Origin of the sequence: Ancrocorticia sp. (genome assembly GCF_052089425.1) — a bacterium.
Classification (GTDB): domain Bacteria; phylum Actinomycetota; class Actinomycetes; order Actinomycetales; family Actinomycetaceae; genus Ancrocorticia.
Genome location: NZ_JBQCZW010000011.1, coordinates 5,172 through 31,364, shown reverse-complemented (window position 1 = coordinate 31,364; position 26,193 = coordinate 5,172). Strand labels below are relative to the sequence as shown.

At 59.1% G+C, this 26,193-nt stretch carries 21 protein-coding genes; 16 read left to right on the top strand and 5 right to left on the bottom strand.

Annotated elements, in window-relative coordinates:
- Nucleotides 1-65 precede the first annotated feature (65 nt).
- The 8 genes from ACTHV6_RS05395 to ACTHV6_RS05360 all read left to right on the top strand — a co-directional run bounded on the left by ACTHV6_RS05395 (nt 66) and on the right by ACTHV6_RS05360 (nt 11,310).
- On the top strand, nt 66-2,597 hold the full coding sequence (locus tag ACTHV6_RS05395) for a molybdopterin-containing oxidoreductase family protein (protein ID WP_441386259.1): 2,532 nt from the start codon (nt 66-68) through the stop codon (nt 2,595-2,597).
- 3 nt (nt 2,598-2,600) lie between these two features.
- On the top strand, nt 2,601-3,221 hold the full coding sequence (locus ACTHV6_RS05390) for a 4Fe-4S dicluster domain-containing protein (RefSeq protein WP_441386258.1): 621 nt from the start codon (nt 2,601-2,603) through the stop codon (nt 3,219-3,221).
- A 7-nt stretch (nt 3,222-3,228) separates the two neighbouring features.
- Nucleotides 3,229-4,032, top strand: a complete 804-nt coding sequence (locus ACTHV6_RS05385) for a TorD/DmsD family molecular chaperone (protein ID WP_441386257.1) — start codon at nt 3,229-3,231, stop codon at nt 4,030-4,032.
- Nucleotides 4,033-4,259: 227 nt separating this feature from the next.
- A complete protein-coding gene (locus ACTHV6_RS05380) occupies nt 4,260-5,324 on the top strand; it encodes an NAD(P)-dependent alcohol dehydrogenase (RefSeq protein WP_441386256.1) in 1,065 nt (354 codons plus the stop codon).
- A gap of 606 nt (nt 5,325-5,930) precedes the next feature.
- The gene (locus tag ACTHV6_RS05375; protein WP_441386255.1) at nt 5,931-7,517 is read left to right on the top strand and encodes an ABC transporter substrate-binding protein; all 1,587 of its coding nucleotides are present in this window, start codon (nt 5,931-5,933) and stop codon (nt 7,515-7,517) included.
- Nucleotides 7,514-8,473: an ABC transporter permease gene (locus ACTHV6_RS05370; protein ID WP_441386254.1), complete on the top strand. Its 960-nt coding sequence runs from the start codon at nt 7,514-7,516 to the stop codon at nt 8,471-8,473. The genes ACTHV6_RS05375 and ACTHV6_RS05370 overlap by 4 nt, the downstream gene beginning before the upstream one ends.
- A complete protein-coding gene (locus ACTHV6_RS05365; RefSeq protein WP_441386253.1) occupies nt 8,474-9,424 on the top strand; it encodes an ABC transporter permease in 951 nt (316 codons plus the stop codon).
- Complete coding sequence (locus tag ACTHV6_RS05360; protein ID WP_441386252.1) at nt 9,424-11,310, top strand: ABC transporter ATP-binding protein; 1,887 nt, start codon at nt 9,424-9,426, stop codon at nt 11,308-11,310. The genes ACTHV6_RS05365 and ACTHV6_RS05360 overlap by 1 nt, the downstream gene beginning before the upstream one ends.
- A 200-nt stretch (nt 11,311-11,510) precedes the next feature.
- Here the strand turns inward: ACTHV6_RS05360 and ACTHV6_RS05355 are convergent, their stop codons facing one another.
- Both ACTHV6_RS05355 and ACTHV6_RS05350 read right to left on the bottom strand, forming a co-directional pair.
- The gene (locus ACTHV6_RS05355; RefSeq protein WP_441386251.1) at nt 11,511-12,848 is read right to left on the bottom strand and encodes an FtsX-like permease family protein; all 1,338 of its coding nucleotides are present in this window, start codon (nt 12,846-12,848) and stop codon (nt 11,511-11,513) included.
- Nucleotides 12,845-13,819: an ABC transporter ATP-binding protein gene (locus ACTHV6_RS05350; RefSeq protein WP_441386250.1), complete on the bottom strand. Its 975-nt coding sequence runs from the start codon at nt 13,817-13,819 to the stop codon at nt 12,845-12,847. The genes ACTHV6_RS05355 and ACTHV6_RS05350 overlap by 4 nt, the downstream gene beginning before the upstream one ends.
- Nucleotides 13,820-13,950: 131 nt before the next feature.
- Between ACTHV6_RS05350 and ACTHV6_RS05345 the strand changes: the two genes are divergently transcribed.
- Complete coding sequence (locus tag ACTHV6_RS05345; protein ID WP_441386249.1) at nt 13,951-15,174, top strand: sensor histidine kinase; 1,224 nt, start codon at nt 13,951-13,953, stop codon at nt 15,172-15,174.
- A gap of 6 nt (nt 15,175-15,180) precedes the next feature.
- On the opposite strand, the gene ACTHV6_RS05340 is transcribed toward ACTHV6_RS05345, so the two are convergent.
- Entirely contained in the window at nt 15,181-15,840 is a 660-nt protein-coding gene (locus ACTHV6_RS05340) for a response regulator transcription factor (protein WP_441386248.1), read from the bottom strand.
- Between the two features lie 326 nt (nt 15,841-16,166).
- Here ACTHV6_RS05340 and ACTHV6_RS05335 point away from each other — a divergent pair, with 326 nt between their 5' ends.
- The 4 genes from ACTHV6_RS05335 to rbsK all read left to right on the top strand — a co-directional run bounded on the left by ACTHV6_RS05335 (nt 16,167) and on the right by rbsK (nt 21,196).
- Nucleotides 16,167-17,219, top strand: a complete 1,053-nt coding sequence (locus ACTHV6_RS05335; protein ID WP_441386247.1) for a galactitol-1-phosphate 5-dehydrogenase — start codon at nt 16,167-16,169, stop codon at nt 17,217-17,219.
- Between the two features lie 123 nt (nt 17,220-17,342).
- The gene (locus ACTHV6_RS05330; protein ID WP_441386246.1) at nt 17,343-18,302 is read left to right on the top strand and encodes a sugar-binding transcriptional regulator; all 960 of its coding nucleotides are present in this window, start codon (nt 17,343-17,345) and stop codon (nt 18,300-18,302) included.
- Nucleotides 18,303-18,454: 152 nt separating this feature from the next.
- Nucleotides 18,455-19,999: an FGGY-family carbohydrate kinase gene (locus ACTHV6_RS05325; protein ID WP_441386245.1), complete on the top strand. Its 1,545-nt coding sequence runs from the start codon at nt 18,455-18,457 to the stop codon at nt 19,997-19,999.
- 294 nt (nt 20,000-20,293) lie between these two features.
- The gene (gene rbsK, locus ACTHV6_RS05320; protein WP_441386244.1) at nt 20,294-21,196 is read left to right on the top strand and encodes a ribokinase; all 903 of its coding nucleotides are present in this window, start codon (nt 20,294-20,296) and stop codon (nt 21,194-21,196) included.
- Between the two features lie 98 nt (nt 21,197-21,294).
- Here the strand turns inward: rbsK and ACTHV6_RS05315 are convergent, their stop codons facing one another.
- Nucleotides 21,295-22,041 carry a FadR/GntR family transcriptional regulator gene (locus ACTHV6_RS05315; RefSeq protein ID WP_441386243.1) on the bottom strand — a complete coding sequence of 249 codons (747 nt, stop codon included), beginning with the start codon at nt 22,039-22,041 and terminating at the stop codon, nt 21,295-21,297.
- A 179-nt stretch (nt 22,042-22,220) separates the two neighbouring features.
- Here ACTHV6_RS05315 and ACTHV6_RS05310 point away from each other — a divergent pair, with 179 nt between their 5' ends.
- Nucleotides 22,221-22,742 (top strand): gluconokinase, encoded by a 522-nt coding sequence (locus tag ACTHV6_RS05310; protein ID WP_441386242.1) that lies wholly within the window; start codon nt 22,221-22,223, stop codon nt 22,740-22,742.
- Between the two features lie 13 nt (nt 22,743-22,755).
- On the top strand, nt 22,756-24,090 hold the full coding sequence (locus ACTHV6_RS05305) for a GntP family permease (RefSeq protein WP_441386241.1): 1,335 nt from the start codon (nt 22,756-22,758) through the stop codon (nt 24,088-24,090).
- A 58-nt stretch (nt 24,091-24,148) separates the two neighbouring features.
- Here ACTHV6_RS05305 and ACTHV6_RS05300 read toward each other — a convergent pair whose 3' ends face one another.
- The gene (locus ACTHV6_RS05300; RefSeq protein WP_441386240.1) at nt 24,149-25,684 is read right to left on the bottom strand and encodes a purine-cytosine permease family protein; all 1,536 of its coding nucleotides are present in this window, start codon (nt 25,682-25,684) and stop codon (nt 24,149-24,151) included.
- 212 nt (nt 25,685-25,896) lie between these two features.
- On the opposite strand from ACTHV6_RS05300, the gene ACTHV6_RS05295 reads away from it, so the two are divergent.
- The coding region (locus tag ACTHV6_RS05295) for an adenylyltransferase/cytidyltransferase family protein (protein WP_441386239.1) at nt 25,897-26,193 on the top strand (297 nt) is incomplete at its 3' end.

Genomic DNA, 26,193 nt, shown 5'->3' with positions numbered 1-26,193 from the left:
AGCGTTGCGGCCTTCGTCGTCGTCCCAAACAATCCAAACGGAAGCTATCGGAAAGACGTGGAACTATGACTACCACGAAAAGATCATTCTTGAGCGAAGCCACCCGGCCCAACAACTTCGTGGCGAAAACAGTCTTGCATCCGGGCGAGGAAGTATTCCGTTCAGTGTGCAGGCCGGGCTGCTTCGGAGCCTGCCCCCACCACGTGACGGTCCGCGACGGGCGCATCGTCCAATCCCTCCCGGCGCCGATGCCGGACAAGAGTTTCAATCGGATCTGCCTGCGCGGAATCACGAACCTGCAGCGTGTGTACGATCCCAACCGGGTCAAATACCCCATGAAGCGTGTGGGCAAACGTGGCGAAGGCAAGTTCCAGCGCATCAGCTGGGACGAAGCCCTAGATATGATCACGGATAACTGGAAGAAGACTCAGGCGGAGTACGGTGACACGGCGGTGGGCATGATCGGCGCCTCGGGAAACCAGACGCCGCTCAACGGATCGTTCCCCGGGCTCATGGGGCGGCTCGGCAACATTCTGGGGTTCACATCCATCAACCATTCCGTAGATGCCGCGGCCAACTACGCAATGAACGCCATGATCGGATTCAACGGGCTCGGTACAGGTAACGGCCCCACCGATTTGGTGAATGCGGACACGGTGATTCTTCTTGGATTCAACGTGTCAGAGGCAGCGATTCACTACTACCATTTCGTGCAGGACGCGCAGGATGCCGGTGCGAAGATCATCGTGATCGATCCCGCCTTCACCCACGCAGCGGCTCAGGCGGACCAGTACATTCCGTGCCGCCCGGGTTCCGATCCCGCGCTGATGCTGGCGATCATTCACTGCATCCTTCGTGACGGCAATGAGAATCGTCCGTTCTTGCAGGAGAAGACTGTTGCTCCGTACTTGGTGCGCTCCGATACTGAGGAGTTTCTGCGGGTGAGTGATCTTCCCGGGCGTGATAGCGATCCGGGCGATCCGGGCGATTCGGACGTGGAAGGCTTTCCCGCCGTTGTGCGCACCACTGACGGGACGATGGGGCATGTCAATGCCGTGTCCAACCCCCTCATGGAGGGACGCTGGGAAGTGGAGCTGGCGGACGGTTCCACGGTGGAATGTGCAACGGCCTTCCAGCTACTGCGCGAGCGTGTGGATGAGTATCCCCCAAGCGTTGGTGCCGAGATCAGCGATGTCCCCGAGGAGACCATCGAAGAATTGGCCGCGCGTATCGTTTCCGGGCCAACAACTATTCGGACTGGATGGGGTTCTCAGGCGTTCAACAATGGAACCATGGCGGCACGGTGTGTGCTGACTCTTGCGGCGGTGACAGGCTACATCGGACAGCCGGGCGCGGATGTGGGTTCTCAGTTTGAGGTGTTCCTTGGGCTTAATCAGGGTTTCGCCACGCCGACGGATCGGCGCATGGCCCCGATGGAGTCCATTGTTCTTGGGGATGTTCTTACTTCTGGGAAGTTCAAGGGCGAGGAATATCCTCTGAAGTCCCTTTATATCTATTGCGGAAACCCCGCGGGGACGTCGGTTGACGAAAACCAGTTCAAGCGCGAGATCGTGGATAACTTGGACTTCATCTGTACTGCGGATCAAGTGATGAACGAAACCGCACTGCTCTCGGACCTCGTTTTGCCTGCCGCCCATTTTTACGAGAGTGAAGACATTATCCCGATCCCGGCAACACATCCGTACCTACAGTATTCGGAGCGCGCGATCGATCCACTCTTCGAGTGCAAGCCGGACGGGACAATCGCGCGGATGCTCGCAAAGAAGATGGGGCTGGAAGAATACTTCAACCAGCCTGATGATGAGTACTTCCGGGAGCTGATGGACTCCCCGGAGCTACGAGAACGCGGCATCACGTGGGATGATCTCAAGGAGAAGCGTGCGATCCGGATCGCTGCCGAGCCGTGGATTGCCTACGGTGGCAACCAGACGTTCAACACGCCCAATGGCCGCATGCAGTTCTATGAGGAATCGCCGAGCCCGCGCTTCGATTATGGGCAGAAGATTCCAGTCAAACGCGAGCAATTGCCGAGCTTCTACTCTCCGACAGAGGCGTGGCCAGGAACGCAGGCTCAGAAGAAGTACCCGTTTGTGGTGATCTCTGAGCGTTCTCGTTACCACGCGCACTCGCAGTTCACGCGGGTGCCGTGGTTGAAAGAGCTCGATGCGGAGCCGATCCTCAAGATGAGCCCGAAAGATGCCGCCAGCCGAGGGATCGCTGATGGCGATCACATCGAAGTTTTCAACGATCGCGGCCATGCCGTGGCAAAAGCAGTGATCACGGAAGGCATCAGGCCGGGGATGTTGATGTATCCGAAGGGCTGGCAGTCACGCCAGTACAAGGCGGGGTCCTTCTCAGAGGTGAACTCTTCGGAGATTGATCCGATGGGTGTGAATCAAAGCTTCTTCGATGCCACGGTTGACATGCGTAAGTGGGACGAAACGGTGGACTCGATAACGGACGAAACGTTGGACTGGTCAGCGGACGAAACGTTGGACTGGCCAGCGAGCGAAGCGGCGGACTGGCCAGCGAGCGAAACGTTGGACCGAACATCGTCCCGAATGAAGGAGGTCTGAGCGATGCGCTTAGGAATGTTGATTGATACGAAGCGGTGCATCGGCTGCGATACGTGTGCCGTGGCGTGTAAGGCGGAGAATAATCTGCCCGATGGCGTGTGGTGGAATCGCGTGTGGACTGTGGGTGGGGCGGATCGGGACACGCCCACTGGAACGTTCCCGGATGTGTCCATGTCCTTCTTGACGGTGGCGTGCCAGCATTGCGAGAACCCGCCGTGTGTGCCGGTGTGTCCCACCGGTGCCACCTACAAGCGTGAGAAGGATGGCGTTGTTCTCATTGATTACGATAAGTGCATCGGCTGCGGCGCGTGTATTGAGGCATGCCCGTATGACGGTGTGCGAACCCGCAATGAGGATTCTCTGAATTGGGCGACGGGCTTTGCCGTCGGGCACGCAAATGTTGTACCCCAGCAGCCGGCCACGGTTTCGAAGTGCACGTTCTGTACGCAGCGGTTGGATGAGGGGCGGGTGCCTGCTTGCGTGGAGGTGTGTCCGACCCGTGCGCGGTTCTTCGGCGATCTGGATGATCCGGATTCTGAGGTTTCCCAGGTATTGGAGGAACGGGAATCCTTCACCCTTCACGCCGAGGCCGGGACCGGACCATCGGTCCGCTTCCTGAAGTAGGCTGCCGGTGGCTTCACGAAAGGAAGATCAGGAGGCTGCCGGGCGCCTCGAGGCCATCCGTGATTTGGCCGCTCTGCTGGCTGTGGCGTGGGACGAACCGACGCGGCGGCTGGCGGAAGGCTTGAGCGGCGGGACGTGGGTGAGCGATATTCGTGCCTGCGCCGCCGATATTCGGCTGGATTCGACGGGCGCGGCGCCGCTTCATGCCATTCATGAGCAGTATCGGAATAGTGGAGCGGGGCCCGTACTCGAGTCCCTCCGGACTGAACACACGAGTCTGTTCGATATCCCCCGGCGGTCCATCAGTTCGCCCTTTGAGTCCCACTTTGTGGATGCTGATTCCTCCGGTAAGGACGTGCCGCTGTTCATTTCGCGGGCTGCCACGGAGGTAGGCAGCCTCTACGCGCTGGCCGGCGTGGTGGCGCCCGAATCCGAGCCGCCGGATCACGTTGCGCGAGAGTTGGAGTTTGTTTCCTTTTGTGCCCACCACGAGTTGGATGCGGGTACGTGGGGTTCCCCGGGTTCTCAGGGTTCCCCGGGTTCGCGGAGTTCCGGGCGTGATAAGGACGACGACGGCGGCTCACCTCGCACCAGCGGCCCCGGCACGTGGCGCGAACTCCGGGCGCGCATGGGGACTGAACACTTGTCTGAGTGGATACCGGCGATGACCAGCGAGGTGGCTGAGGGAGCCGAGACGCCGTTCTATCGCGAGCTCGCGCGGCTCACTGCGGCCGTCATCGAATCGGGCGTGCTGTGGTCCGATGCGTCCGGGCACGGTTTCCGCCGTAGGCTGCGCCTTTCGCCGGTTTAGTTTGTTCAGTGCCCGTCCGTCTCAATGCCACCCGCCTTCTCAATGTCATATGATATGGCGGACCGTGAAGTGGGAAGCTAGAAGGAGTAAACCGCTGGGTCTTTCGTCCATAATTTAGCCCCGCTCTTTGAGTCTTTGGTCTAGCATGGAATGTACAGGTGAAGCCACTCATATGTTGGTTTCACGTGTTTTTAAACATACAATGCATGGATCGAAGGGGATCTCTCATGAAAGCTATACAATTGCGCGAATACGGGGGAAGGCCCGAGGTAGTTGAGATTGACGACCCCACTCCGGGACCCGGGCAAATTCTCCTCAAGATGACGGCCGCTGGCCTATGCCATTCTGACATTGGCGTGATGAACTGGACCAAGGAGAATTTTTGGGGAGAACTTCCACTCACGCTCGGCCACGAATGTGTGGGAACCGTGGTGGATGCCGGCGCAGGGTCTCGTCAGCTAGTGACCATCGGTGAGGATGTGCTCGTGTACGGCCCATGGGGATGCGGGCGTTGCCGCCAATGCGCTCAGGGATACGAGAACTACTGTTACAACGCGAAGAAGTTGGGAATCTATCCTCCAGGACTGGGAACGCCTGGTGGACTGGCCGAATACATGTTGGTGGATCGTGCCCGTTACCTTGTTCCGATCGGTGATTTGAACCCCATTAAGGCCGCGCCGCTCACGGATGCCGGACTCACTCCCTACCACGCCGTGATGCACTCGTTGCCCAAGCTCAAGGCGCATTCCACGGCCGTTGTGTTTGGGGTTGGCGGGCTCGGTCACGTGGCAATTCAGCTCCTCAAGCATCTGACGCCATCCACGGTGGTTGCCATTGACGTCTCTGACAGAAATCTCGATTTAGCTAGGAAGCTGGGCGTTGACTACGCCTTGAAATCCAACCAAGATGCAGTTGACGCGGTGAGCGATTTGACCGGAGGCTTGGGTGCTGAGGTTGTGTTTGACTTCGTCGGCATTCAGGCAACGGCGGATCTGGGCGCGCAGATGACCCGCGTGCGCGGAGATTGGAACTTGGTGGGCATCGGCGGCGGTGTGGCCAAGGTTGGATTTGGCCTTCTGCCATATGAGTGCCAAGTGTTTTCGCCGTATTGGGGGACGCGCTCCGATCTTTACGATGTCGTTGATCTTGCTCGCAAGGGAGTTATTGATATTCACACGGAAACCTATGCATTGGACGATGCTCCGGAGGCCTACCGGCGCTTGGAGGCAGGAGAAATCTTGGGACGCGGCGTGATCGATCCGCAGCTCAAAGGATCGGCGCTGACAAGCTAGCACCGCCGAGCACGGTCTAGCACTATCTAGCCTCCGTCGTCCCGCGCCCTCTTTGCTCGATCTTGGAGCCTCTGATTGGACGGAATGTGGTGCGGCGCGAAAGAACGGCCCTCGGGTTCCTTCGGGAACGCGGGGGCCGTTCCCTCGTTCATGGGTTTCTCGCTATGGTCAGCCGGATAGTGGATGCGACGTCCGGACGGATGACGGCTGTGTCGTGTGGAGTCTTCCTCTTGAATTCGGTTATACCGATTCCTGTCGAGATGCTCCTTCGTCCTGACTCGATGGATTCTAATTTTTGATAATGCTTGAAGTTCGGGTAAGGGCTGTCTATTGTCGCAGTATGACCTATGGCACACAGAATGTTGACGTGGTGCCTTGCGGGTTAGCCCTTGGCCGGACCGACACCGCAAGGCTTGAACAACACTCGGTCTTTTGACGGAGCGTGGCACTATCCGAGCGCGTTGATTGACCGTTACATGCGGCTAAGCACTGCGAACTGTGCCTCACACCGTGGAATTTTGCGAACACCTCTTCAGCGCGCGGCTCCTCATTTCTCAGCAGCAATTGTGTGCGTATTAGTTACAGGACCTCTCTAAAGGAAACGTCATGGACAGCGAAGGGCGCTCGCCAGACGAGCGATGGATGCCAACGCGGCGCAGCGTGCTGGGCGGGGCGGCGCTGCTTGGCGTAGGCGTGATGCTCACTGCCTGTGCTGGAGGGCAATCCGGTGGTCCCACTCAGCAGGTCACTGGCCCGCCCCAGAAGGGTGGAACCTTACGAGTTGGCTTCGTGGGCGGCGGTGCTTCTGACACACTCGACGGTGCTCTCGCAACGAACTTGGGTGATATTGCCCGGGCCATCAACATGTATAACACCCTCTTGTATCGCGACGATGATTACGAGCTACAGCCGATGCTTGCTACGTCCGTGACGCCGAATGCCGATGCGACAGTGTGGACTGCGCAGCTGCGTGATGATGTGAAATTCTGGGATGGACGCCCGATGACGGCTGACGATGTGGTGGCCAGTATCGAGCGGATCGTGGATCCCGACGATCCGAAGGCTGGAGCGGCTGGACTCTCCGCGCTGGACAAGGCGGTGTCAATCGATGATTACACCGTTGAGTTCCGGTTGAGCACCCCCGATTCCGCGCTTGATGACACTTTGGGGCAATACATGAACACGATTGTGCCAGCGGATTTTGATCCGCAAAACCCAGTTGGCACGGGTCCCTTCATGCTTGATAGCTTCACGCCCGCGCAGTCAACGGTGCTCAAGGCGAATCCGCATTACTGGGGAGAAGAGGGGCCGTATCTGGACACCCTCGAACTCTTGAACTTCAATGATACGGATGCGCTCATCAACGCGTTGCTCTCATCGCAGGTGGACGTTGTTGCCCAGATTCCAGCCGCTCTGTCCGAAGTCATTGCCTCGGACACGAGAATGAATATCCTCGATTCAGAAACGGGGATGTGGTTGCCGTTTACGATGCGTACGGACGTGGCACCCTTTGACGATGAACGGGTCCGGCGGGCGTTCCGGCTGGTTGTAGATCGCGAGCAGATGATCAATCAAGTTCTCTCCGGATACGGGCAGATCGGCAATGACATGTACGCTCCCTACGATCCTGCCTATCCCGATCTTCCGCAGCGCACCCAAGATATTGATGAGGCCAAGAGACTCCTGTCAGATGCCGGGTATCCGGACGGGCTGGCAGTTGAACTCGTGACTGCCCCTATTCAGGCTGGCGTGGTTGAGGCGGCTCAGGTGTACGCCGAACAGGCAGCTAAGGCTGGCATTACGGTCACGATCAATCGGATGGATCTGACAACCTATTGGGGAGGGTACCTAGAATATGCCTTCTCGCAGAGCTTCTGGTACACCCGCAACTTCCTGCCACAGGCCAACCAAGGATCGATGCCCGATTCGCCGTTTAACGAGACGCATTGGGATGACGAGGAGTTCATCGATCTCATCGAGCAGGCGCGCGGCGAGACTAATGACGATGCTCGCGGCGAACTCATTGTCAAGGCACAGAGCATCATGTATGAGCGTGGCTCGCTGATCATCTGGGGCTTCGCCAATCAGCTGGACGCCTACCAATCCTACGTTGGCGGTCTCGTGCCGAACACAACGGGATTGCCACTGTCAGGATTCCAGCTCCAGCGCGTGTGGATCGGGGAGCTATCATGATTCTTCGCCTGATCGTCAAGCGCTTGGGAACTAGCATCATCATCCTGTTCGTCGTGTCCATGCTGATCTTCTTCGCCACTCTCTTACTCCCAGGAGATCCGGCACAGGCGATTCTGGGCCAGCAGGCCACTCCGGAGCGAATTGACGCCCTCCGTGATCAAATGAATTTGGACGAACCAGCGTGGACACGCTATTTCCTGTGGCTAGGCGGAATCTTTCACGGCGATTTAGGTGTCTCGGCATCTACCGGTCAGCCAGTGGCCGAGTTGATCGGGCAGAGGGTTGGTGCCTCACTGGTTCTTATGATCGCAGCGGCGGCTATCGCGATTCCGCTCGGTATTCTGGTGGGAATCTGGTCCGCGCTGAAGCGTGGCCGCGCCACTGATTCGGCGGTCACCGCCGTCTCGTTGGTTCTCGCGGCGCTTCCAGAGTTCGTTATTGGTATCGCCCTTGTTGCCATCTTCTCCACAACGGTCTTTTCGCTGCTCCCGGCGGTCACTATGCAACCCCCGGGATCGAAGGTGTGGGATTTCCCAGAGCAACTCATTCTCCCGGTCGCGGTGCTCGTGCTGGTTGTTAGCCCGTATATTGCGCGAATGATGCGAGCCACGATGGTGGAGGTACTCGATTCCGGGTATGTGGAGATGGCTCGCTTAAAGGGTGTTCCCGAGCGCCGCGTTGTGATGCGGCACGCCCTGCCGCGGGCAATTGGGCCAGTCGCGCAGGTTGTCGCGATCCAGCTTGCGTGGATGGCCGGGGGAGTGGTGGTAGTCGAGTTTCTCTTCCGCTACCCGGGCCTCGGCCAAGCTCTTATTGACGCAGTGAACTACCGCGACGTCATGGTGGTTGTGGCCATCACGGTGATCATTGCCGCCGTGTACATCGTGGTGAATCTGCTCGCCGATATCGTCGGGATCCTGTCGAATCCGAAACTGCGGACTGGAGGAGAGAAGTAAATGGCTACCTCACAGCAAACAGACGTCTCTAGCTACCAGAACAGTGAAGGCCCCGGCCCCCAAGAAACACTCGAAGGCAACGACAAGGCTAGTAACGATGCCCGCAAAGAGCGTCGCAATACCGTGCTGACTCGATTCTGGAGCCAAGGCCAGGCCAAGGTGGGCGTGATACTCACCGCGATTATCGTGCTGCTGGCCTTCTTTGGCCCTTTGCTCTTGCCGTGGGCCTCGGGCTACACGGCAACGGAGTTCGCTGGCAGGCCCTTCCAATCAGACGGGATCTTTGGCACCGATAACATCGGGCGCGACGTATGGTCGAGGTTCCTTGCGGGCGGGCTCAACCTCATTGTGTACGCCGCCCTAGCAACGCTCCTTGGGCTTGTACTGGGCGTCATCATCGGGATGAGCGCTGCCTACGCTCGCGGATGGTTGGATTCATTCATCATGCGTTCGAACGATGTGCTTCTCGCGATCCCACAGCTCATCGTGGCGCTGCTCGCTGTGACCGTACTTGGCCCTCAGGGCTGGGTGATCGTCACGGTGATCGGAGTGACCCATGCGCCCAGAATCGCGCGCGTGGCACGATCGGCCACGTTGGACGTTATCAACGAGGATTACATTCGGGTTGCTGAGATGTATGCCGTGCCGCGCGGGCGCATCCTCATCCGCGAGATCATGCCGAACATTACGGGGCCCCTCGCTGTGGAAGCTGGCCTGCGCCTAACCTATTCGATCGGCTCCATCGCCTCATTGTCGTTCCTCGGACTGGGCATGCAGCCACCCGCGGCCGATTGGGGCCTCATGATCAACGAGAACCGTATCGCGCTCGCGGTGGAACCGGCGGGCGTCCTGCTCCCGGTACTCGCCATCGCAGTGCTGACGATCGGTACGAACCTCATTGCAGATTCGATCGCCCGCGCCTCCGCAAGCATGAATTCTGGTGAGAACTGATGAATACAACGGATAAGCATCCCCAGCGCATGCCCAAAGCTCCCACATCCCCCAAAGCACGCGAATCCGCGAACAGACCTACAGCGGCGAACACGCGTGACGAAGGGACGGCGTGGCACGCACGCGTCCTCGAAGGCAAGCACATTCTTGAGGTCGATAACCTCACGATTAGGGCAACCGCGTCCGGCGCGCCCATCGTGACGGACGTGAATCTGGACCTCATGGCCGGAGAAATTCTCGCGCTTGTGGGCGAATCAGGATCAGGCAAAACAACGGTGGGCTTGGCGCTTCTGGGCCGTATCCGCGATGGACTCACCCTCACCAGCGGAACGGTGACCCTGTATGCCTCGCACAGCGAAGAGCCAGCCGAGATGCTCACGATGGATCGAACGTCCAAGCGCCGCCTGCGTGGTACGCGCGTGAGTTACATTCCTCAGGACCCGGCGCTTTCCCTCAACCCCGGCATGCGGGTTGGCGATCAGATCCGCGAGGTGCTGGACATTCACGGTTACGGTTCCTCCAATTCGGATCGCGCTGAACGCGTTTGCTCGGTGCTGCGCGAAGTTGGCCTGCCGGACGATGAACGCTACCAACGCCGCTGGCCCCATCAACTCTCCGGCGGCCAGCAGCAACGCATCGGCATCGCGATGGCCTTCGCCATGTATCCGGATGTCATCGTGCTTGATGAGCCGACGACGGGGCTGGACGTGACCACACAGGATCAAGTACTCGAAACCATTCGCGACATGACGGTGAGGAACAAGGTGGCCGGCCTGTACATCACCCATGATCTCGCCGTGGTTTCGGAGATCGCCGATCGGGTTGCTGTGATGCTCCAAGGCGAACTCGTGGAGGTTGGTGACGCGGCCACAGTGCTGCACCGCCCAGAACATCCCTATACACGCAAGCTTCTTGCCGCTGTTCCGGACTTGGCCGGCAAGAACCAGATCGGCACGTCGGGTGAGGCCGCTCCAGAAACGGTACGGGCCCACGAACCCCAGAAAGCCCAGAAAGCAAAACAGCCACAGAGCCCCGAGCAACCACAGAGCCCCGAGCAACCACAGAGCCCCCAGCAACCACAGAGTAGCGAACAATCCCGAGAACCCCAGCCAACCCACAGCGAACCGGAGTTGCCGGGTCCCGCTCTGTCCGTGCGCGATCTCAGTGTCTCCTATGGTTCGAATGCGGTGCTCCACGGTGTGAACATCGAGGTTCGCACGGGTGAGTGCACGCTTCTTCTGGGCGAATCGGGTTCGGGCAAAACAACACTCGCGCGCTCGATCGCCGGGATTTTGGACAGCTACACCGGCTCGGTTGAATACCACGGCGAGCAGCTCGCCCCCTCCACCCGTAAGCGGACGAACGAACAGCGTCAGCAGATTCAGTACATCTTCCAGTCGCCGTTCTCCTCGTTGAACCCGCGCCGTACCCTCGGACAGTCGCTATCGGTGCCACTGGAAATGTCTGGCGAACTGAACGCGAAGCAGCGCCGCGAGCGCGTCCGTGATGCCCTCGACTCCGTCCGCTTAGGTCGCGAGTTTTACAGCCGCCGGCCAGGCGATCTTTCGGGAGGTGAGCGCCAGCGCGCTGCGATCGCCCGAGCCCTCGTCAATATGCCCTCGGTTCTGGTGTGTGACGAGATCACATCAGCCCTCGACGTTTCCGTCCAGGCCAGCATCATCTCCCTTCTGCACACGCTTCAGGAGGAGCGGGGGCTCTCGATGCTCTTCGGCACGCACAATATCGCGTTGGCGCGGCACATCGCATCGCGTGTCGCGATCCTCAGCCACGGCCAGATCGTCGAAAACGGCCCGGTTGATACCGTGCTGGATGATCCGCAAGATTCCTACACCCAAGAGTTATTAGCTAACGTCCCCACACTTTAGTGGTGACTGCGAGTCCGTAGGACGCTGTTGGTTGGGAAAGCTGCCGAATTTTTTGACGACGACGGCGAACCCCCGCGCCAATCTCCTCATCCAACGGCACTGCCTAGGCAGCCTATCGGCACCGCCATATACGCGTGTGAGTAGCTGGCCGCAGTGGCAACTCGCACGAGTCATAGGTGGAGGTGAGGCTGCGGACCCTATCACTCAGCAGTCCGCAGCGCGCTCAGGGTTGCCGATGCTGGAGCAAATGCACGCGTGGCCGCCACGGCGATGCAGGCGGTGGCAAGCGTAGCGGCAGCGATAACACCAACCTGAAGCCAAGGCCCATCCGCCAACACGGGGCCAGCCTCCGCTCCGAAGATGTATGTACCAGCAAGCAACGAGCCTAGAGTGATGGTCAACCCGGCCAGAGTGGCCGCTAGGGTGTGGACGATGCCTTCGGATAGGTCGATAGTGAAGAGATGTTCCTCGCGTGCACCTGCCGCAATGAGTAGGGCACCGTCACGGCGCCTCCTACCAGCGCTCATGGCAATGACGGCCACGCCGCCAACCCACGCCACGATCAGTGCTGGTCCGAACAGCGAGAACATTCCTGCGGGCGTTACTCCGGAGGCTCCCAACGCCTTCCAGCCAAAGAACAGCCCCGTCAGCCCGATCGCAATTGTGAAGGGCAGAACGGTGGCGCTGGATCGTCCGGATTCAGCAGCGCACGTGCGGGTTGCTACATGCCAGCTCACCGAACGTATCGGCAGGGCGCCCAGCAGGCGTTCAATCAGTGGGGATACCCACGGCGTCAACAGAATGACCAGCGCTAGGACAGCAAAACCAGAACCTGTCACCACAGAGAAGATGTCATCCACCTGCGAAGAATCGACCGCCAGAGTGGCAATCAGCCCGGCTGCGGCACCGATCACTAACAGCGCGCGGAAGAGCATTCCAACGATGGCGCGGCGCAAGGGCCGGACCTCCTCTCCGCGCAGCAATCCGGCCTCGGGAGCCCTGAGGCTCGAACGTATAGCGGCCCAACCGCTCACAAAACAGGTAGCGGCCACGATCACCGCGCACCATGCCCCGTCATTCACGCTCAGTTCGGGCTGCATGCCGGGCATCGCCACATTTTCGCTGACCAGCATGGGTTGGAGCACTTTGGCCGCCGGGATGGCGAGAACGCATCCCACGATCCCTCCGGCCCCACCAACGATTGCTAGCTCGCCCAACAGAATCGTTCCAACGCGCCGTGGCGCCATTCCTAACGCCCGCCAGAGCCCGATGTCGCGGCGGCGTAGCTCCATGGCCAACCGGATTGTGGACGTCAGGACTGCTAGGGCGCTGATGGCAACGAAGACGATGACGAAGACGGCAACGGTAATGGCGGTCTCCTTCATGTCCGGATCGCCGGTGGCTTCCGCTGCACTCACGCCGCCGCGCATCAGCGCGAATTGGGAGGACACCGCCGTTCCGCACACGAGCGCAACCACGAATGTCCACAGCCACACGCGCGCATTGGCGCGCAGATCAGCAAACAAAAAGTGAATCATCGGGCCTCACCGTCCTGAACGCGAGTGAATACTGGGCGGGAGTTCTCCCGTCCATCCGAGCTTGAATCAACCTTCTTGACGCGTCCGCTCAACACGGCATCGGAGATCTTCTGTGGGTCCCCGCCGGGCAACTCGCGGGCGATGCGCCCCGCGTTCATGACAAGCACGCGGTCCGCCCGTGCGGCGGCCTGAGCATCGTGAGTCACCATGAGAACTGAACTGCCGCCATTGGCGGCCTCGCGTAGCCATCCCAACACCTGTTCCCCGGCCCCCACATCGAGTGCCGCGGTTGGCTCATCGGCGAAAATCACGGCGGGCTTGGAGGCCAGAACGCGAGCAACGGCCACGCGCTGGCGCTCGCCTCCGGACAGGGCGGAAGGCATACGCCGTGCCTGACCGCTCAGCCCCACGCGTTCGAGCGCTTCGTTGACGGCACTGCGGGCAAGCGGCTTGTGCCGCAGCTGACCGGGAAGGGCAATGTTGTCGCGTGCGCTCAGCGAGCTGACGAGGTTCCCGTCCTGAAAAATGAAGCCCACGTTCTCTGCTCGGAATGTGGCGCGTTCGCGCCGCCCCAGTCCGCTTGTTTCCACGCCGAGCATGTTGACGGTGCCCGATGTGGGCTGGTCCAGCCCCGCCACGCAGAGCATCAGCGTGGACTTGCCGGAGCCGGAGGCTCCCACGATTGATGTGAAGGAACCGGGCCTCAGCTCGAGGTTCACTCCCGCCAGTGCCTCTACCTTTTCCCTTCGCCCGGGGATCTTGAAGGTGCGCGTAAGTTCCGCCACCGCCACGCCACCTTCGGATGTGATGTCGCCCTGACGCGCGGCCCCACCGTGGCCCGCTGTACTCGTGCCGCCTGCAGAGTATCGGCGTCCCGAGGAGCGATGCCGTCTCTTCGATTCGACGTGCGCCTTCTTCGTGTTGTCCGCGGCTTGCCCGTGGCTGCCGTCATGCGAGTTTTTCTTGAACATGTCTCCACCCTGCCCGCGAATGCATCCCAGAGCACTGGCCCGTTGTACCGAACTGGGGTGGACGTAGATCCACCACCACCGGGTACCCGTGTTTCTTGGGAATGGCCGCCTGAGACCGTATGGTCGGATTTATGGATCACGATGGCGAAAAGCGCACCCCCCATCCCGCAGCTCTCATCATCAACGAGCTTGCGCATGCTGTGGTCTGGATATTTGAGATCATCGCCGTAGTGCTCACTGTTTTCCTCGTCCACATCACGGTGCCTGCACTTGCCGAAGTAGAGCGATGGATTGGCCGGATCGTCGGGGCCGAAACGCCATCGGAACGGCACGGCTCGAAAATGGGCAAGTGGCTCAGTGGGCGGGTAGCAACGGCGGACTTCTGGAAACGGGATCTGCCTGTCACGCTGTCCACCTTGTTGGTGTCCACGGCCTCGTTCTTCCTTGCCTTCGTGGGGTTGGTTCTGGCGGCCACTTTCATGGTGGCGCCATTCATTTCCGGCCCAGATCGTCCTGTCATCCAGATCGGGGATTGGATCGTGGACGGGCCTGTCAGTAAGACATGGTGGCTGATCCTCATCGGCATAGCCGTTGTTGTTCTTCTGTTCTGGCTTCTCTGGCTACTGGGAAAGATCCGGGTCCGGATCATTGAATCGCTGGCCACCACGCCCGATGAGGCCAACGCCGCCGAACTTCGTGGCCAAGTCACAGGGCTGCGCAAGGGCAGGATCACCTTGGTGGATGCCTTTGAAGCAGAACGCACACGCATTGAACGCGATTTGCACGACGGCACGCAACAAGAGCTCGTGGCTCTCACCATGAAGCTGGGTGCGGCACGAGTAGCGGCCGGGTCTGACGATCCGGAGGCCCGTGCCCGGCTCCTGCCACTCATCGAAGAGGCACAGAGCCAAGCCGAATCCTCGCTGCGTCAGCTTCGGGAGGTGGTGCACGGGATTCATCCGGCAGTCCTCACCGATCTGGGCCTCAAGGCGGCTGTTGAGGATCTTTGCGCACGTTCGGGCCTTGACGTTCATGTGCGCGTTACAGGTGGGAGTGAACCAGCGCTTCCGGTTGCTACAGCGGTGTATTTCGCTCTGTCAGAAACACTGACCAACGTGGCTAAGCATTCGGGAACCAACCAAGCCACCCTCGAACTGGAGTTAGGGGATGCGGAGGTATCCGCCGTCGTCGGCGATCAAGGAACCGGTGGGGCAACGCCAGCCGAAACCGGGCACGGGCTGGCCGGAATCTCCGAACGCCTCGAAGTGGTGGGCGGTGGGCTCCGCGTGGAATCCACGGCCGGAGAGGGAACACAAGTGCACATATGTGCACCAACCGAGCCGGACTGGAGCTAAACCTCGCTACGGCTTTTCCGCGCGAAGCCAGGTGAGGACGGCTCTCACGCGCCGGTTATCCTCGCCGGGCGGTAGGTCCAGCTTCATGAAAATGTTGGCCACGTGCTTGGACACCGCAGTTCGCGAGAGCACCAGTTTCTCGCCGATCTGCGAGTTGGAAAGTCCCTCGGCCATAAGGGAAAGGACGGCGCGCTCGCGGTCAGTGAGGCGGCTGAGTGCGCGGCTGGAGCCACCCATGAGATGGCTGACAACTTCGGGATCCACAACCACCCCGCCGGCAACAACAACCTCGAGGGTGTGGAGAAAATCTTCGATCCGGCCCACGCGCTCCTTGAGCAGGTAGCCCGTTCCGCCATCCGAATCCGCCATGAGCTGGTCAACGTACGGGCCGGCAACGTAGGCAGAAAGCACCACCACGGGCAGGCCGGGGAACTCGGAGCGGAGCTCTACCGCAGCAACCAGCCCGTCATTCGTGTTATCCGGCGGCATGCGGATATCGGTGATCAGCGCGTCCGGCTGATCGGGTGTGGCCATGAGAGAGCGGACAAGGGAGCGCAGCTCATCTGCATCGGCCGCCGTGCCCACAATCGTATGGCCCGCGCCCTGGAGGAGCGCCGCGAGGCCGTCACGTAGGAGGGCCACATCGTCTGCCAACACAAGCTTCATAATCCGAAGTTGCCACAGTGTGGGCAGGTGCGGGGCGAGGTTCCGTCAAGTGGAAGGCGGCTCACATGGCGCGTCTGCTGCTGGCGCCGCCGGCCAGACCCGTTGCCGCCGGTCACGCCCGCTGCTCGTGTGTGTTCGCTCCCTCGCTCGCCACTCCACACTCGGCGCCCCGGATTTGTTGCGGTGTAGGTCTTGTGCCCTCAATTCATGGATGACGATGCGCTCCATTGCCACATATGTGCAATTCTCTCTGGAAACACATGCCAACCGGCTCACCGATCTAGTGTGGAACAGTCGAGAAAAACGGGATACAGGGAGGTAAACCAATGGCACAGATGAACGCCGTCATGATGTACGGGGTTGGAGATATTCGGTTGGAGCAGGTGGAAAAGCCTAAGGCGGGGCCGGGTGAGGCGTTGATCAAGGTGGCTGCGTGTGGTGTGTGTGGTTCGGACCTTGATCGGATGTACAAGAAGGGCCCCCACTCCTTGCCGCTGATCTGCGGGCACGAGTTTTCTGGTGTGGTTGAGGCTGTTGGTGAGGGCGTCGAGAGCGTGGAGCCCGGTGATCATGTGACGGTGCCGCCGATGTTGCCGTGCTTTAGGTGTGGTCCGTGTGAGCAGGGGCATTACTCGTTGTGTGAGGATTATGATTATTACGGTTCGCGGCGTGATGGTGCGTATGCGGATTATGTTGCTGGTCCTGCGGATTTGTTGTTGAAGGTGCCTGAGGGTCTTGATTTGCGGGCTGCTGCGATGGTGGATCCGGCCGCGATCGCTCTTCATGCGATCCTCAAGACGAAGCTGACGGTGGGTTCTCGTGTGGCGGTGACTGGTGGTGGCGGGCCGATTGGGTTGTTTGCGATCCAGTGGGCCAAGCTCATGGGGGCTAGTGAGGTTGTGTCCATTGATGTCTCGGCGCAGAAGGTGGCTTTGGCGTTGGAGGCGGGTGCTACAGCGGCGCCGGTGGGCGCCGAAGAGTTGGCGGCTGTGGTGGGTGACGGCTTCGATGTGGTTGTTGATACCTCGGGTGCTCGCGCTGTTCCGGATGAGGCGGTGGCGATGACTGCTCGTCATGGTCAGCTTGTGTTGATTGGTATTCCGAATGCGGATATTACGATTTCGGATGCGAGTTGGGCGCGGATGATGCGGTTGGAGACGGCGATTCTTGGGTCGTGGAATTCGTTTTCTGCGCCGTTCCCTGGTACGGAGTGGACGACGACGGTGGATAAGTTGGCGTCCGGTGATTTGAAGTGGGAGTTCATGATTACTCATGAGCTGGGCTTGGATGCGGTGGCCGAGACAATCAAGAACATGAAGGAGCGGACCATTCACTCCTCCAAAGTCATCTTCATGCCAGAGAAAACTCAGGTGTCCTAGGGATGGCGGGATGCGCGGCCTAGCGGGGCTCCCGATGCCGTCGTTCCGTACCTCGCCGAGTGACGGTGCGGTGGCACGCTGCGCCCAGAAGCGGTGGGCCGGGCGCATGCAAGAGGAAGTGGCATGAAACCGGACGATACCCAGCGCAGGGACGCAGTCCTCAAGGTCTGCGAGCTCTTTTACGTTCAGGGGCGGAACCACCAGCAGATAGCGGAAGAACTCGGGTTCTCCCGATGGAAGGTGAGCCGCCTGCTGGAAGTTGGACGTAACGAAGGCTTCGTGCAGGTTCGCGTGCACGATCCCTACTCGCGTGATGGCGATCTGGAAGCAGAACTCCTTCAGCGTTACTCGCTGGAGGAGGCCGTAGTGGTGCGCGATCGCGCAACCTTGTCTCAAACTATTGGGGAAGTGTGCGCCCACGCCGCTCAAGTCATGGTGCAGATTCGCCCGAACCCCGAAGTAGTGGGAATCTCTTGGGGTAATACCATGGCTCGGGTAGCCTCCTGTCTGGGCGAGGGATGGGCGGATCATCCCACCGTTGTCCAGCTCAACGGAGGAATCGCCACGCTAGGCAAGGTGCCGTCCGCGGCGCAGACTGTGGTGAGTGTTGCCAAGCGCGCACGTGGCCAAGCGTTGGTACTTCCGTGCCCAGCCATCGTGGGATCGCCGGAGTTGGCCACGGCGTTGAGCCAAGATCCCGCTGTGGCCAACGTACTCGAACACGGCAAGAAGGCCAGCGTGGCTCTCTACTCCCTCGGTGCGCTGCGAACCGATTCCGTGCTGGTGGAGGCCGGATGTTTGACTCGCGGCGATGCCACTCAGCTTCGCGCCAAAGGTGGGGTTGGCGATATTCTCGGCCACTTCATTAATGGAGTGGGGCAGATCGTGGATCCCGATTGGGAGGCGCGCACGATCGGGCTATCCATTGATGACCTGAAGAAGGTTGATACCTCAATTGCGGTGGCCGTTGGTTTGCAAAAGAGTGCGATCACGCGCGCGGCGCTTCTGGGCGGCTACCCGAGCATCCTCATCACCAGCCAATCCACAGCGCGCGAAGTCTTGAGGGAGACAGATCCGAAATAGAGACTCGCCCGAATACTGGTGGGAGCAGGAAATCTGCCCGAATACCGGTGAGAGCGGCGATTCGAGAGAAAGGACGGTGGTGTAAACGGACTCCGCCGGAGAACCATGAAAATACCCGTTGAGAGAACTCCACAACGAAGTGAGGATAAACCATGGTAGAACAACTACTTTTAGCAGTTGATGTGGGCACGGGCGGGGTACGCGTTGCACTCCTCGATCCCCACGGTCAGCTGGAAGCAACAGCGTCCGTACCAGTCGATACGGCACGGCCACGCCCGGCGTGGGCTGAACAGAACCCAGACGATTGGTGGGAGGGCCTCAAGGCCGCGCTCCCCAAAGCTCTCGACGGTATCGATGCCTCGAGAATCGCCGGTATGTGCGTGGATGGGACGGCCTCGACGTTGGTCGCTTGCAACAGGGATGGCGCACCACTGCGTCCCGCCCTCCTATGGATGGACGTCCGCGCCGCACAGGAGGCCGAGGATTTAACGAACACAGGTGATCCGGCACTGAAGTATGCAGGGCAGGAAACGGTTTCTGCCGAATGGGGTATACCTAAACTGATGTGGTTGAGCCGCCACGAACCTGAAACATACTCCAAAGCCGAAGTCTTTGCTGACTGCGTGGATTGGATGAACTTTAGGTTGACGGGTGAATGGACGATGTCCATTTGCACGGCAACGTGTAAGTACTTTTACGATTCGAACTGGTCAGGGTGGCCAACCAATCTCTATACACATGCTGGCATTCCTGATGCTCTTGGGAGAATTCCTTCGCGTGTGCTCAACATGGGCGAACGAGTGGGTGAACTCAGCAGTGCCGCAGCAAACGAGCTGGGACTTCCAGCTGGTATTCCCGTAGCGATGGGCGGAATTGACGCACACGTAGGCGCCATTGGTCTTGGCGTTGTTGTGCCCGGATCATTAGCGCTTATTACTGGGTCTTCACACGTGATGCTGGGACAGACTGACCAAGCTATCTACTCTAAGGGCCTATGGGGAGCCTACTTCGATGCGATTGTTCCGGGACAATACACCGTGGAGGCTGGCCAGATTTCCTCTGGTTCTGTGAACAACTGGTTCGCCAAAGGCTTCACATTGCAGGCGCATACGGATGCTGCGGAAACCGGAGCCGACATCTATCAAATTCTGGATGAGCGAGCTAAGGAGATTCCGATTGGATCGGATGGTGTGATCGCACTTGATCACTTCCAAGGGAATCGTTCCCCCTTTTCCAACGCATATTCGCGTGGTGCCTTCACCGGGCTCACGCTCGCTCATACTGAAAACCACCTGTATCGCGCCGTGCTCGAAAGCGTGTGCTTTGGTACCCGAACTATCTTTGACACGATGCGTGAAAAGGGCCTCGACCCCACGACGGTGATGGTGTCCGGCGGGCCAACGAAGTCAGAGTTTTGGATGCAGATGCATGCGGACGTGACAGGCGTGCCAATGTCCCTACCTGAGAACACGGAGGGGCCGCTGGTTGGCTGCGCGATCCTAGCTGCCGTGGGAGCTGGAATATATGAGAGCATCCAAGATGCGGCAGGAAACATGATGTCAATCGGGCGGACAATCGAGCCTCGGCCGGGTGCCTATGAAGAATACGATTTCTACTTCCATCGCTATCTAGAGATCTATCGGGCGCTCGAACCAATTGCGGCGAAAACGTCACGGCACATCGGAGCGCGCGAGTAATCAGGCACGTAATCCTCGGGTGCTTCATCTCGGGGTTGAATACGACGTGGGTCAGCGTAACTCCAGCGAGTAATACCAGCGGGAGTTCCTCTCCATAAGGAGCTTCTATACAGGTTTCTTTAAGCGCCTCCCGAAAACAATTAGTGGGGCGTGGATCACCCGATAAGATGGTGGTCCACGCCTCTAGCTGCGGCACGCGGTCCCAAACGCGGCACGCGGTGTGGTTGCGTACACCCGTTATTGTGTGGGAATGCCTCCAAGGTGCAGGCTCTCGCTGAACCGAAAGGAATCCAGATGGACATTGCAGTTATCGGCTCGAACATGGTGGATCTGATCTCCTATGTGGAGCGCATGCCAGAGCAGGGAGAAACTCTAGCCGCCCCGGACTTTCAGATGGGGTGCGGCGGCAAGGGTGCCAATCAGGCTGTGGCGGCTTCGCGCCTTGGCTCTGAGGTTTTCATGCTTACTAGAGTAGGAAACGATATCTTCGCGAAGAACACGATCGACAACTTCGCTCAGAACGGTATTGATACTCGGTTCGTTCTAGAAACAGAATCCACGTCCGGTGTGGCACCCATTTTCGTTGATAAGGAATCCAACAACTCGATCATTATCGTTCTAGGTGCGAACGAGAAGCTTTCACCGGCCGATATTGATGCGGCTGCCGATGAGATCGCCGCTTGCAAGCTCATCGTTCTCCAGTTGGAGGTGCCGCTGGAGACTGTTTATGCTGCAATCGAGTTCGGCAACGCGCATGACATTCCCGTGCTTTTGAACCCGGCTCCTGCGCACCCAGATCTAGACATTGAGAAAGTCACGAGCTGCACGTACTTCATGCCGAACGAAACCGAACTGGCCATCCTGACGGGAAAGCCGGTAGAGACGATCGAGCAGATCAAAGAAGCCGCTCAGGTGTTGGTGGATAAGGGTGTTAAGGACGTCATTGTCACCATTGGGTCTCGCGGAGCAGTGTGGGTAAACGCCGAATTCGTACGCGAGATACCGGCAGTCAAGGTAGATGCCAAGGACTCAACTGGTGCGGGAGATGCGTTCATTGGCTGCTTCAGCCACTACCTTGTGGACTCCGGAAATGTCGAGCAGGCGCTCGCGATGGCCAGCACATACGCCGCCGATTCGGTGACCAAGCTGGGTACGCAGAGTTCCTATGCAACCGCAGAAGAGTTCGCCAAGATCTGATCAAGGCTTACGGACGTCCGCCGAACCGGATAGAGCTGTGGTGTAGCAGCAGAGGCTGGACTGCTTGATCACGGTGCTCGTGTGCGCGAACACCGGGACTAACGCTCTGATCGGGCCCAGCGCGTGAGACCTGCGCGGGTTTGTGCCGCATCATCAAAGGTTTCACGCACCTCTTCAAGTATCTTTTCCATAGAATCACGAGCGCGCTGAGCCTCTCCTCGGAATACCGCGTCAGCAACCTCCTCATGGAGATCGAGTGCCTCGGGTTTGGGCTGAGCAGGCATGAGGTCAAATTCAGTGCGCCATTGAAGGACCACGGCTACAAGGTCCGCCATGGCCGCGAAGAGCTCGTTTCCTGATCCGCGGAGCAACAGACTATGGAACGCAATGTCCAGCTCCATGAATTCGTCTAGCTGTCCAGCCTCACCGGTACGCCTCATTTCGGAGGCTATTGGGAGGAGCTGGGCCCGAGTGTGGACGGAGGCGAGCCTCGCGGCGCCTTCGGCAGCCGCGGGTTCAACCGCTAGGCGAAGTTGGGTCAGCGAGTAAATCTGATTCTCGCGATCTGTTGAGTGTAGACGCCAATTAATGAGTTGTGGATCCAGAACGTTCCACGAGCTCATCGGTTGGGCGGTGAGGCCCACCCGGCGGCGTGCTTGCACCAGACCGAGGGATTCCAAGAGCCGCGAAGCCTCGCGAGCCACAGTTCGTGAAACGTCAAAGCCATCTTGTATGGCTTCCAACGTACGTGAGCTACCTTGAGGCCACGCCCCTTCGATAATAGCCACGCCCAACGACTGCGAAATGTGTAGATGGAGCAACTCCTTGCCTGAGTCTGATTGCAACTCGTTCTCCTTCTTTGCTTCTTTCACTGACGCCGCTGGACTTTTGTCCTAAAAGGGTACCAAAACCGACAACAAATCACTCAATTCAGATGATTAGGAGCACTAATACATTGTAAAAGAGTGTTAATCATGTTTAAGATCGTCTCAAGGTCACACTTGATCTTGTCAAGGAGGACAATATGGTACAAACACATCTCGTTGTCATGGGTGTGGCAGGCTGTGGAAAGTCAGAGGTTGGAAAGGAAATCTCACACCGGCTCGACTGGCAGATGGCCGAGGGGGACGAATTCCATCCTCAGGCAAATGTGGACAAAATGCACGCGGGACAACCGTTGACCGATGAGGATCGTTGGCCTTGGCTAGACATCATTACTCAATGGACCGCCGAACAGGACAATTTGGGGCATAACACGATCGTGACGTGTTCCGCGTTGCGCAAGGTGTACCGTGACCGATTACGACAGGCCCCAGGGCGGACGGTCTTTGTGCACCTGCACGGTACCGAAGAGCTGCTGAGTGAGCGGCTCCAAGGTAGGCAGGGGCATTTCATGCCGCCGTCGCTCTTGCCGTCACAACTCTCAACTCTTGAGGCTTTGGAGGCTGATGAAGATGGCGTCGTCGTCGACATCACTCCAAACGTCAAAACGATCGCCGAAACTGCACTGGAGCAGCTCGGACTATCGAATCTAGCCAGTTCCTAGAAAGCCGATAATCATGACAACTCAACTCATTCTGGCTGCGCTTGCTGGCATTGCCACCATTGTGGTGCTCATCGTGTGGCTCAAAATCCATCCGTTCTTGTCTCTCATGGCCGGCGCTGCCGTTATGGCCGTGGCCGCTGGAGTTCCATACACTCACGTCTTCACGAGCTTCACTGCGGGACTTGGCGAGACCCTTGCTGGGGTTGGCCTGCTCATCACGCTCGGTTCGATCATCGGAACCTTGCTGATCGCCTCCGGCGGCGCGGACCAGATCGTGGATACGATCATGGCCAAAACTCCGGCCAAGAGGCTTCCGTGGGCGATGGCGCTCATCGCGTTTATTGTAGGAATTCCCCTCTTTTTCGAAGTGGGAATCGTCATTCTCATCCCGGTCGTCATGTTCGCGGCACGGAGGGCGAAACTTCCAGCCGTCCTACTGGGTATCCCGGCACTGGCTGGACTTTCTGCACTTCACGGTCTGGTTCCGCCCCACCCCGGGCCACTTATTGCCATCGATTCGCTCAATGCGAATCTTGGGATGACTCTCGGGTTTGGACTTATCGTTGCCGTACCCTGTGTGATCATCTCTGGTCCACTACTTGGCAAGGTCATGGCCCGATGGGTGCCGATCCCTGCGCCAGATCGCTATGCAGTACAAGAAAACAGTGAGGGAGAGGGAAAGCGGCCCAGCTTCGGTACATCGATCTTTGTTGTTCTGCTCCCAGTTCTCCTCATGCTTGCCCGTACCGTTGTGGAAATGATGGGGCAAGAAGGCTCCGGTTTCGGAACAGTACTGGTCTTCATCGGAACGCCACTCATCGCTTTGACCATCACGACGGTTGTTGCCATGTTCCTGTTCGGCTTCCTGCTGTCGAAAACTCGCGACGAAGTCAATTCCCTTGTCGGTTCGTCCTTTGGCCCGATCGCCGGAGTGCTTCTTATTGTTGGTGCAGGTGGCGGTTTCAAGCAGACGCTTGTGGATTCTGGGATTGCGGATCAAATTGCCCAAATCATGTCCGACGCTGCACTTCCCCCACTATTCGCCGGCTGGCTCGTGGCCGTGCTCATTCGTTTGGCAACGGGTTCTGCAACGGTGGCTACCATTACCGCTTCCGGTATTATGGCGCCAATCGCAGCTGGACTTTCAGCGCCAGAAACAGCGTTGATGGTGCTGGCGATCGGCTCTGGATCGGTGTTCTTGAGCCATGTTAATGACGCCGGTTTCTGGATGGTCAAGGAATACTTCGGCATGACCGTAGGACAGACCTTCAAAACATGGTCGCTCATGGAAACCACGCTGTCCGTTGTAGGCTTGGTCTCCGTCCTACTCCTCAACTTGGTGGTGTAGTGCGATTGAGAAACCAGAAGAACCGGTGGGGTCGAATGTTAAGTTCGGCCCCGCCGTTCTAGGCCCCGATGCCCTGATCAGCGCCAGCTTCCCGATCCGGGGCCGCAGCCTGCCCGGCTTCCTGCCCCCGCACCCGCCCGGCGCAGAAGCCGTAGTAGCCGACGAAGCTCAGCGCCATCGCAACGATCACGCCGATGTTTCCGGCGGCCCACACGCCGTCTCTGCCGCCGATCAGCCCAAGCAAATAGCCCTGCCAATCGTTCCACGCGGCGTCGGAGTAGCCGTTGACAACCAACCCCCACCCGATCGCGCAGCTCACGGCCATGAGGCCGAGCGAGATCCAGTTGAAGGAACCGTAGCGTCCAGAAGAGTTGAAAAGTGCGAATTCGTCATAGCTCTTCTTGCGAAGGGCGATATCTGCCATCATGATGCCGGCCCACGAGGCCAGCGGAACACCTAAGGTCACGAGGAAGGATTGGAATGGTCCGATGAAGGTGGGGGAGAAGAACACCACGTAGATCGTCCCCAACGTGAGGATTACGCCGTCAATGAGTGAGGCAACGGGCCGCGGAATGTGAATTCCTAGCGTCAGGAGAGTGAGGCCGGAGGAATAGATTCCATTGATGGCCCCGGAAAGCAGGGAGAGAATCGCGGTCAACAGGAACGGGATGAGGAACCACGTGGGCAGCAGGGATGCGAGCGCACCAACGGGATCGTCCCCGATCGCTGAGGACAGATCCGCGGAGGATCCGGCAAGCATGAGACCGAATGTAATGAGCACAACGGGCCCGAGCGAACCACCAACGGTATTCCAGAAGACAATCGCTCCGCCCTTGGCCTCGCGCGCCTGATAGCGTGACCAATCGGCGGCGATGTTGACCCACCCGAGCCCCATCCCCGTCATCACCATGGTCATCCCGCCGATCATGGCCGGCACGGTCCCGTTTGGAATCGCCAACAACACATCCCAATCGATGCTGGGCACAACCAGAATCACGTAGATGATGGTGGTGAAGCCGGTGAGCCAGGTGAGCACGGCCTGCATCTTCATGATGATGTGGTAGCCGGCCACAGCCCCCAAGATGATGAGCACCGCCACCACGATTGCCGCCACGATAGAGATCGCGGTGTGGTCACTTCCCACCCAACCAAGCCGCTCGAAAACGGTGGCGGTGGCAAGAACGGCGGTGATGGCCAGCGAAGTTTCCCACCCAATCGAGGTCAGCCATGAGACCACCCCGGGGATTTTGGCGCCTTGAACCCCGAATGCTGAACGCGACATGACCATGGTGGGCACGGAGCCACGTTTGCCTCCCAGCGCGATCACGCCGCAGATCGCGAAGGAGAGAATCGCGCCCACAATGGCAACCACGGTGGCCTGCCAGAACGAGATGCCGAATCCGAGAACCCACGCACCGTACGCCATCCCGAAAACGGAGATGTTGGAGGCGAACCACGGTAGGAAGAGGTTGCGCGGCTTGGCGGTGCGTTCGGCCTCGCCAACTATTTCGATGCCCGTCAGCTCAATGCTGGTGGAGGCTGCCTGCTTCGCGGGTTCTCCGAAGGCAGGCAGGGAGCCTGTTTGTGCGCTCATCAAGCACTCCTTAGTGAAATCTCCTGTGTGCTGAGGTAAGGATACATTCCGAACGCAGAGCCGCCACAGAAAAGGGGAGCGGCCACAGAAGAAGTAGAGCCTCCACGGAGAAAGTAGAGCCGCCACACAAAAAGTACTAGAGTCGAGCCAACCATTTAGCAGGGTTAGCCCTATCGCCTGCTTTACCAAAACATAAGGAAGGGTTCGCACAAATGGATTTTGGTCCGGACATCTCCACATACGCCGCGGCGCGCACTGGACTCTTTGCCGATACGTTCATGCCGCTGCACAACGGTCATCTCGCGATGATCGATGAGGCGGCGGCGCAGGTGGACGTCCTGTTCGTCTGCGTGCTCACTAACGAGGCGTTTGAGGCTGCCCTGTGCCAGAACTCAAAATTTACCCCCGTGAGCCCACGCCTTCGCGAACGGTGGCTCTCCGAACTCTTTGCGGCCCGCCCGAACATCCGCGTACTGGCCGCCGAAGCGGCCCCGGCCGCACTGGCGCTT

Coding starts and splice junctions, on each gene's coding strand:
- ACTHV6_RS05395 (WP_441386259.1), top strand. CDS start 66: ATGACTACCACGAAAAGATCATTCTTGAGCGAAGCCACCCGGCCCAAC.
- ACTHV6_RS05390 (WP_441386258.1), top strand. CDS start 2,601: ATGCGCTTAGGAATGTTGATTGATACGAAGCGGTGCATCGGCTGCGAT.
- ACTHV6_RS05380 (WP_441386256.1), top strand. CDS start 4,260: ATGAAAGCTATACAATTGCGCGAATACGGGGGAAGGCCCGAGGTAGTT.
- ACTHV6_RS05375 (WP_441386255.1), top strand. CDS start 5,931: ATGGACAGCGAAGGGCGCTCGCCAGACGAGCGATGGATGCCAACGCGG.
- ACTHV6_RS05370 (WP_441386254.1), top strand. CDS start 7,514: ATGATTCTTCGCCTGATCGTCAAGCGCTTGGGAACTAGCATCATCATC.
- ACTHV6_RS05365 (WP_441386253.1), top strand. CDS start 8,474: ATGGCTACCTCACAGCAAACAGACGTCTCTAGCTACCAGAACAGTGAA.
- ACTHV6_RS05360 (WP_441386252.1), top strand. CDS start 9,424: ATGAATACAACGGATAAGCATCCCCAGCGCATGCCCAAAGCTCCCACA.
- ACTHV6_RS05355 (WP_441386251.1), bottom strand. CDS start 12,848: ATGATTCACTTTTTGTTTGCTGATCTGCGCGCCAATGCGCGCGTGTGG.
- ACTHV6_RS05350 (WP_441386250.1), bottom strand. CDS start 13,819: ATGTTCAAGAAAAACTCGCATGACGGCAGCCACGGGCAAGCCGCGGAC.
- ACTHV6_RS05345 (WP_441386249.1), top strand. CDS start 13,951: ATGGATCACGATGGCGAAAAGCGCACCCCCCATCCCGCAGCTCTCATC.
- ACTHV6_RS05340 (WP_441386248.1), bottom strand. CDS start 15,840: ATGAAGCTTGTGTTGGCAGACGATGTGGCCCTCCTACGTGACGGCCTC.
- ACTHV6_RS05335 (WP_441386247.1), top strand. CDS start 16,167: ATGGCACAGATGAACGCCGTCATGATGTACGGGGTTGGAGATATTCGG.
- ACTHV6_RS05330 (WP_441386246.1), top strand. CDS start 17,343: ATGAAACCGGACGATACCCAGCGCAGGGACGCAGTCCTCAAGGTCTGC.
- ACTHV6_RS05325 (WP_441386245.1), top strand. CDS start 18,455: ATGGTAGAACAACTACTTTTAGCAGTTGATGTGGGCACGGGCGGGGTA.
- rbsK (WP_441386244.1), top strand. CDS start 20,294: ATGGACATTGCAGTTATCGGCTCGAACATGGTGGATCTGATCTCCTAT.
- ACTHV6_RS05310 (WP_441386242.1), top strand. CDS start 22,221: ATGGTACAAACACATCTCGTTGTCATGGGTGTGGCAGGCTGTGGAAAG.
- ACTHV6_RS05305 (WP_441386241.1), top strand. CDS start 22,756: ATGACAACTCAACTCATTCTGGCTGCGCTTGCTGGCATTGCCACCATT.
- ACTHV6_RS05300 (WP_441386240.1), bottom strand. CDS start 25,684: ATGAGCGCACAAACAGGCTCCCTGCCTGCCTTCGGAGAACCCGCGAAG.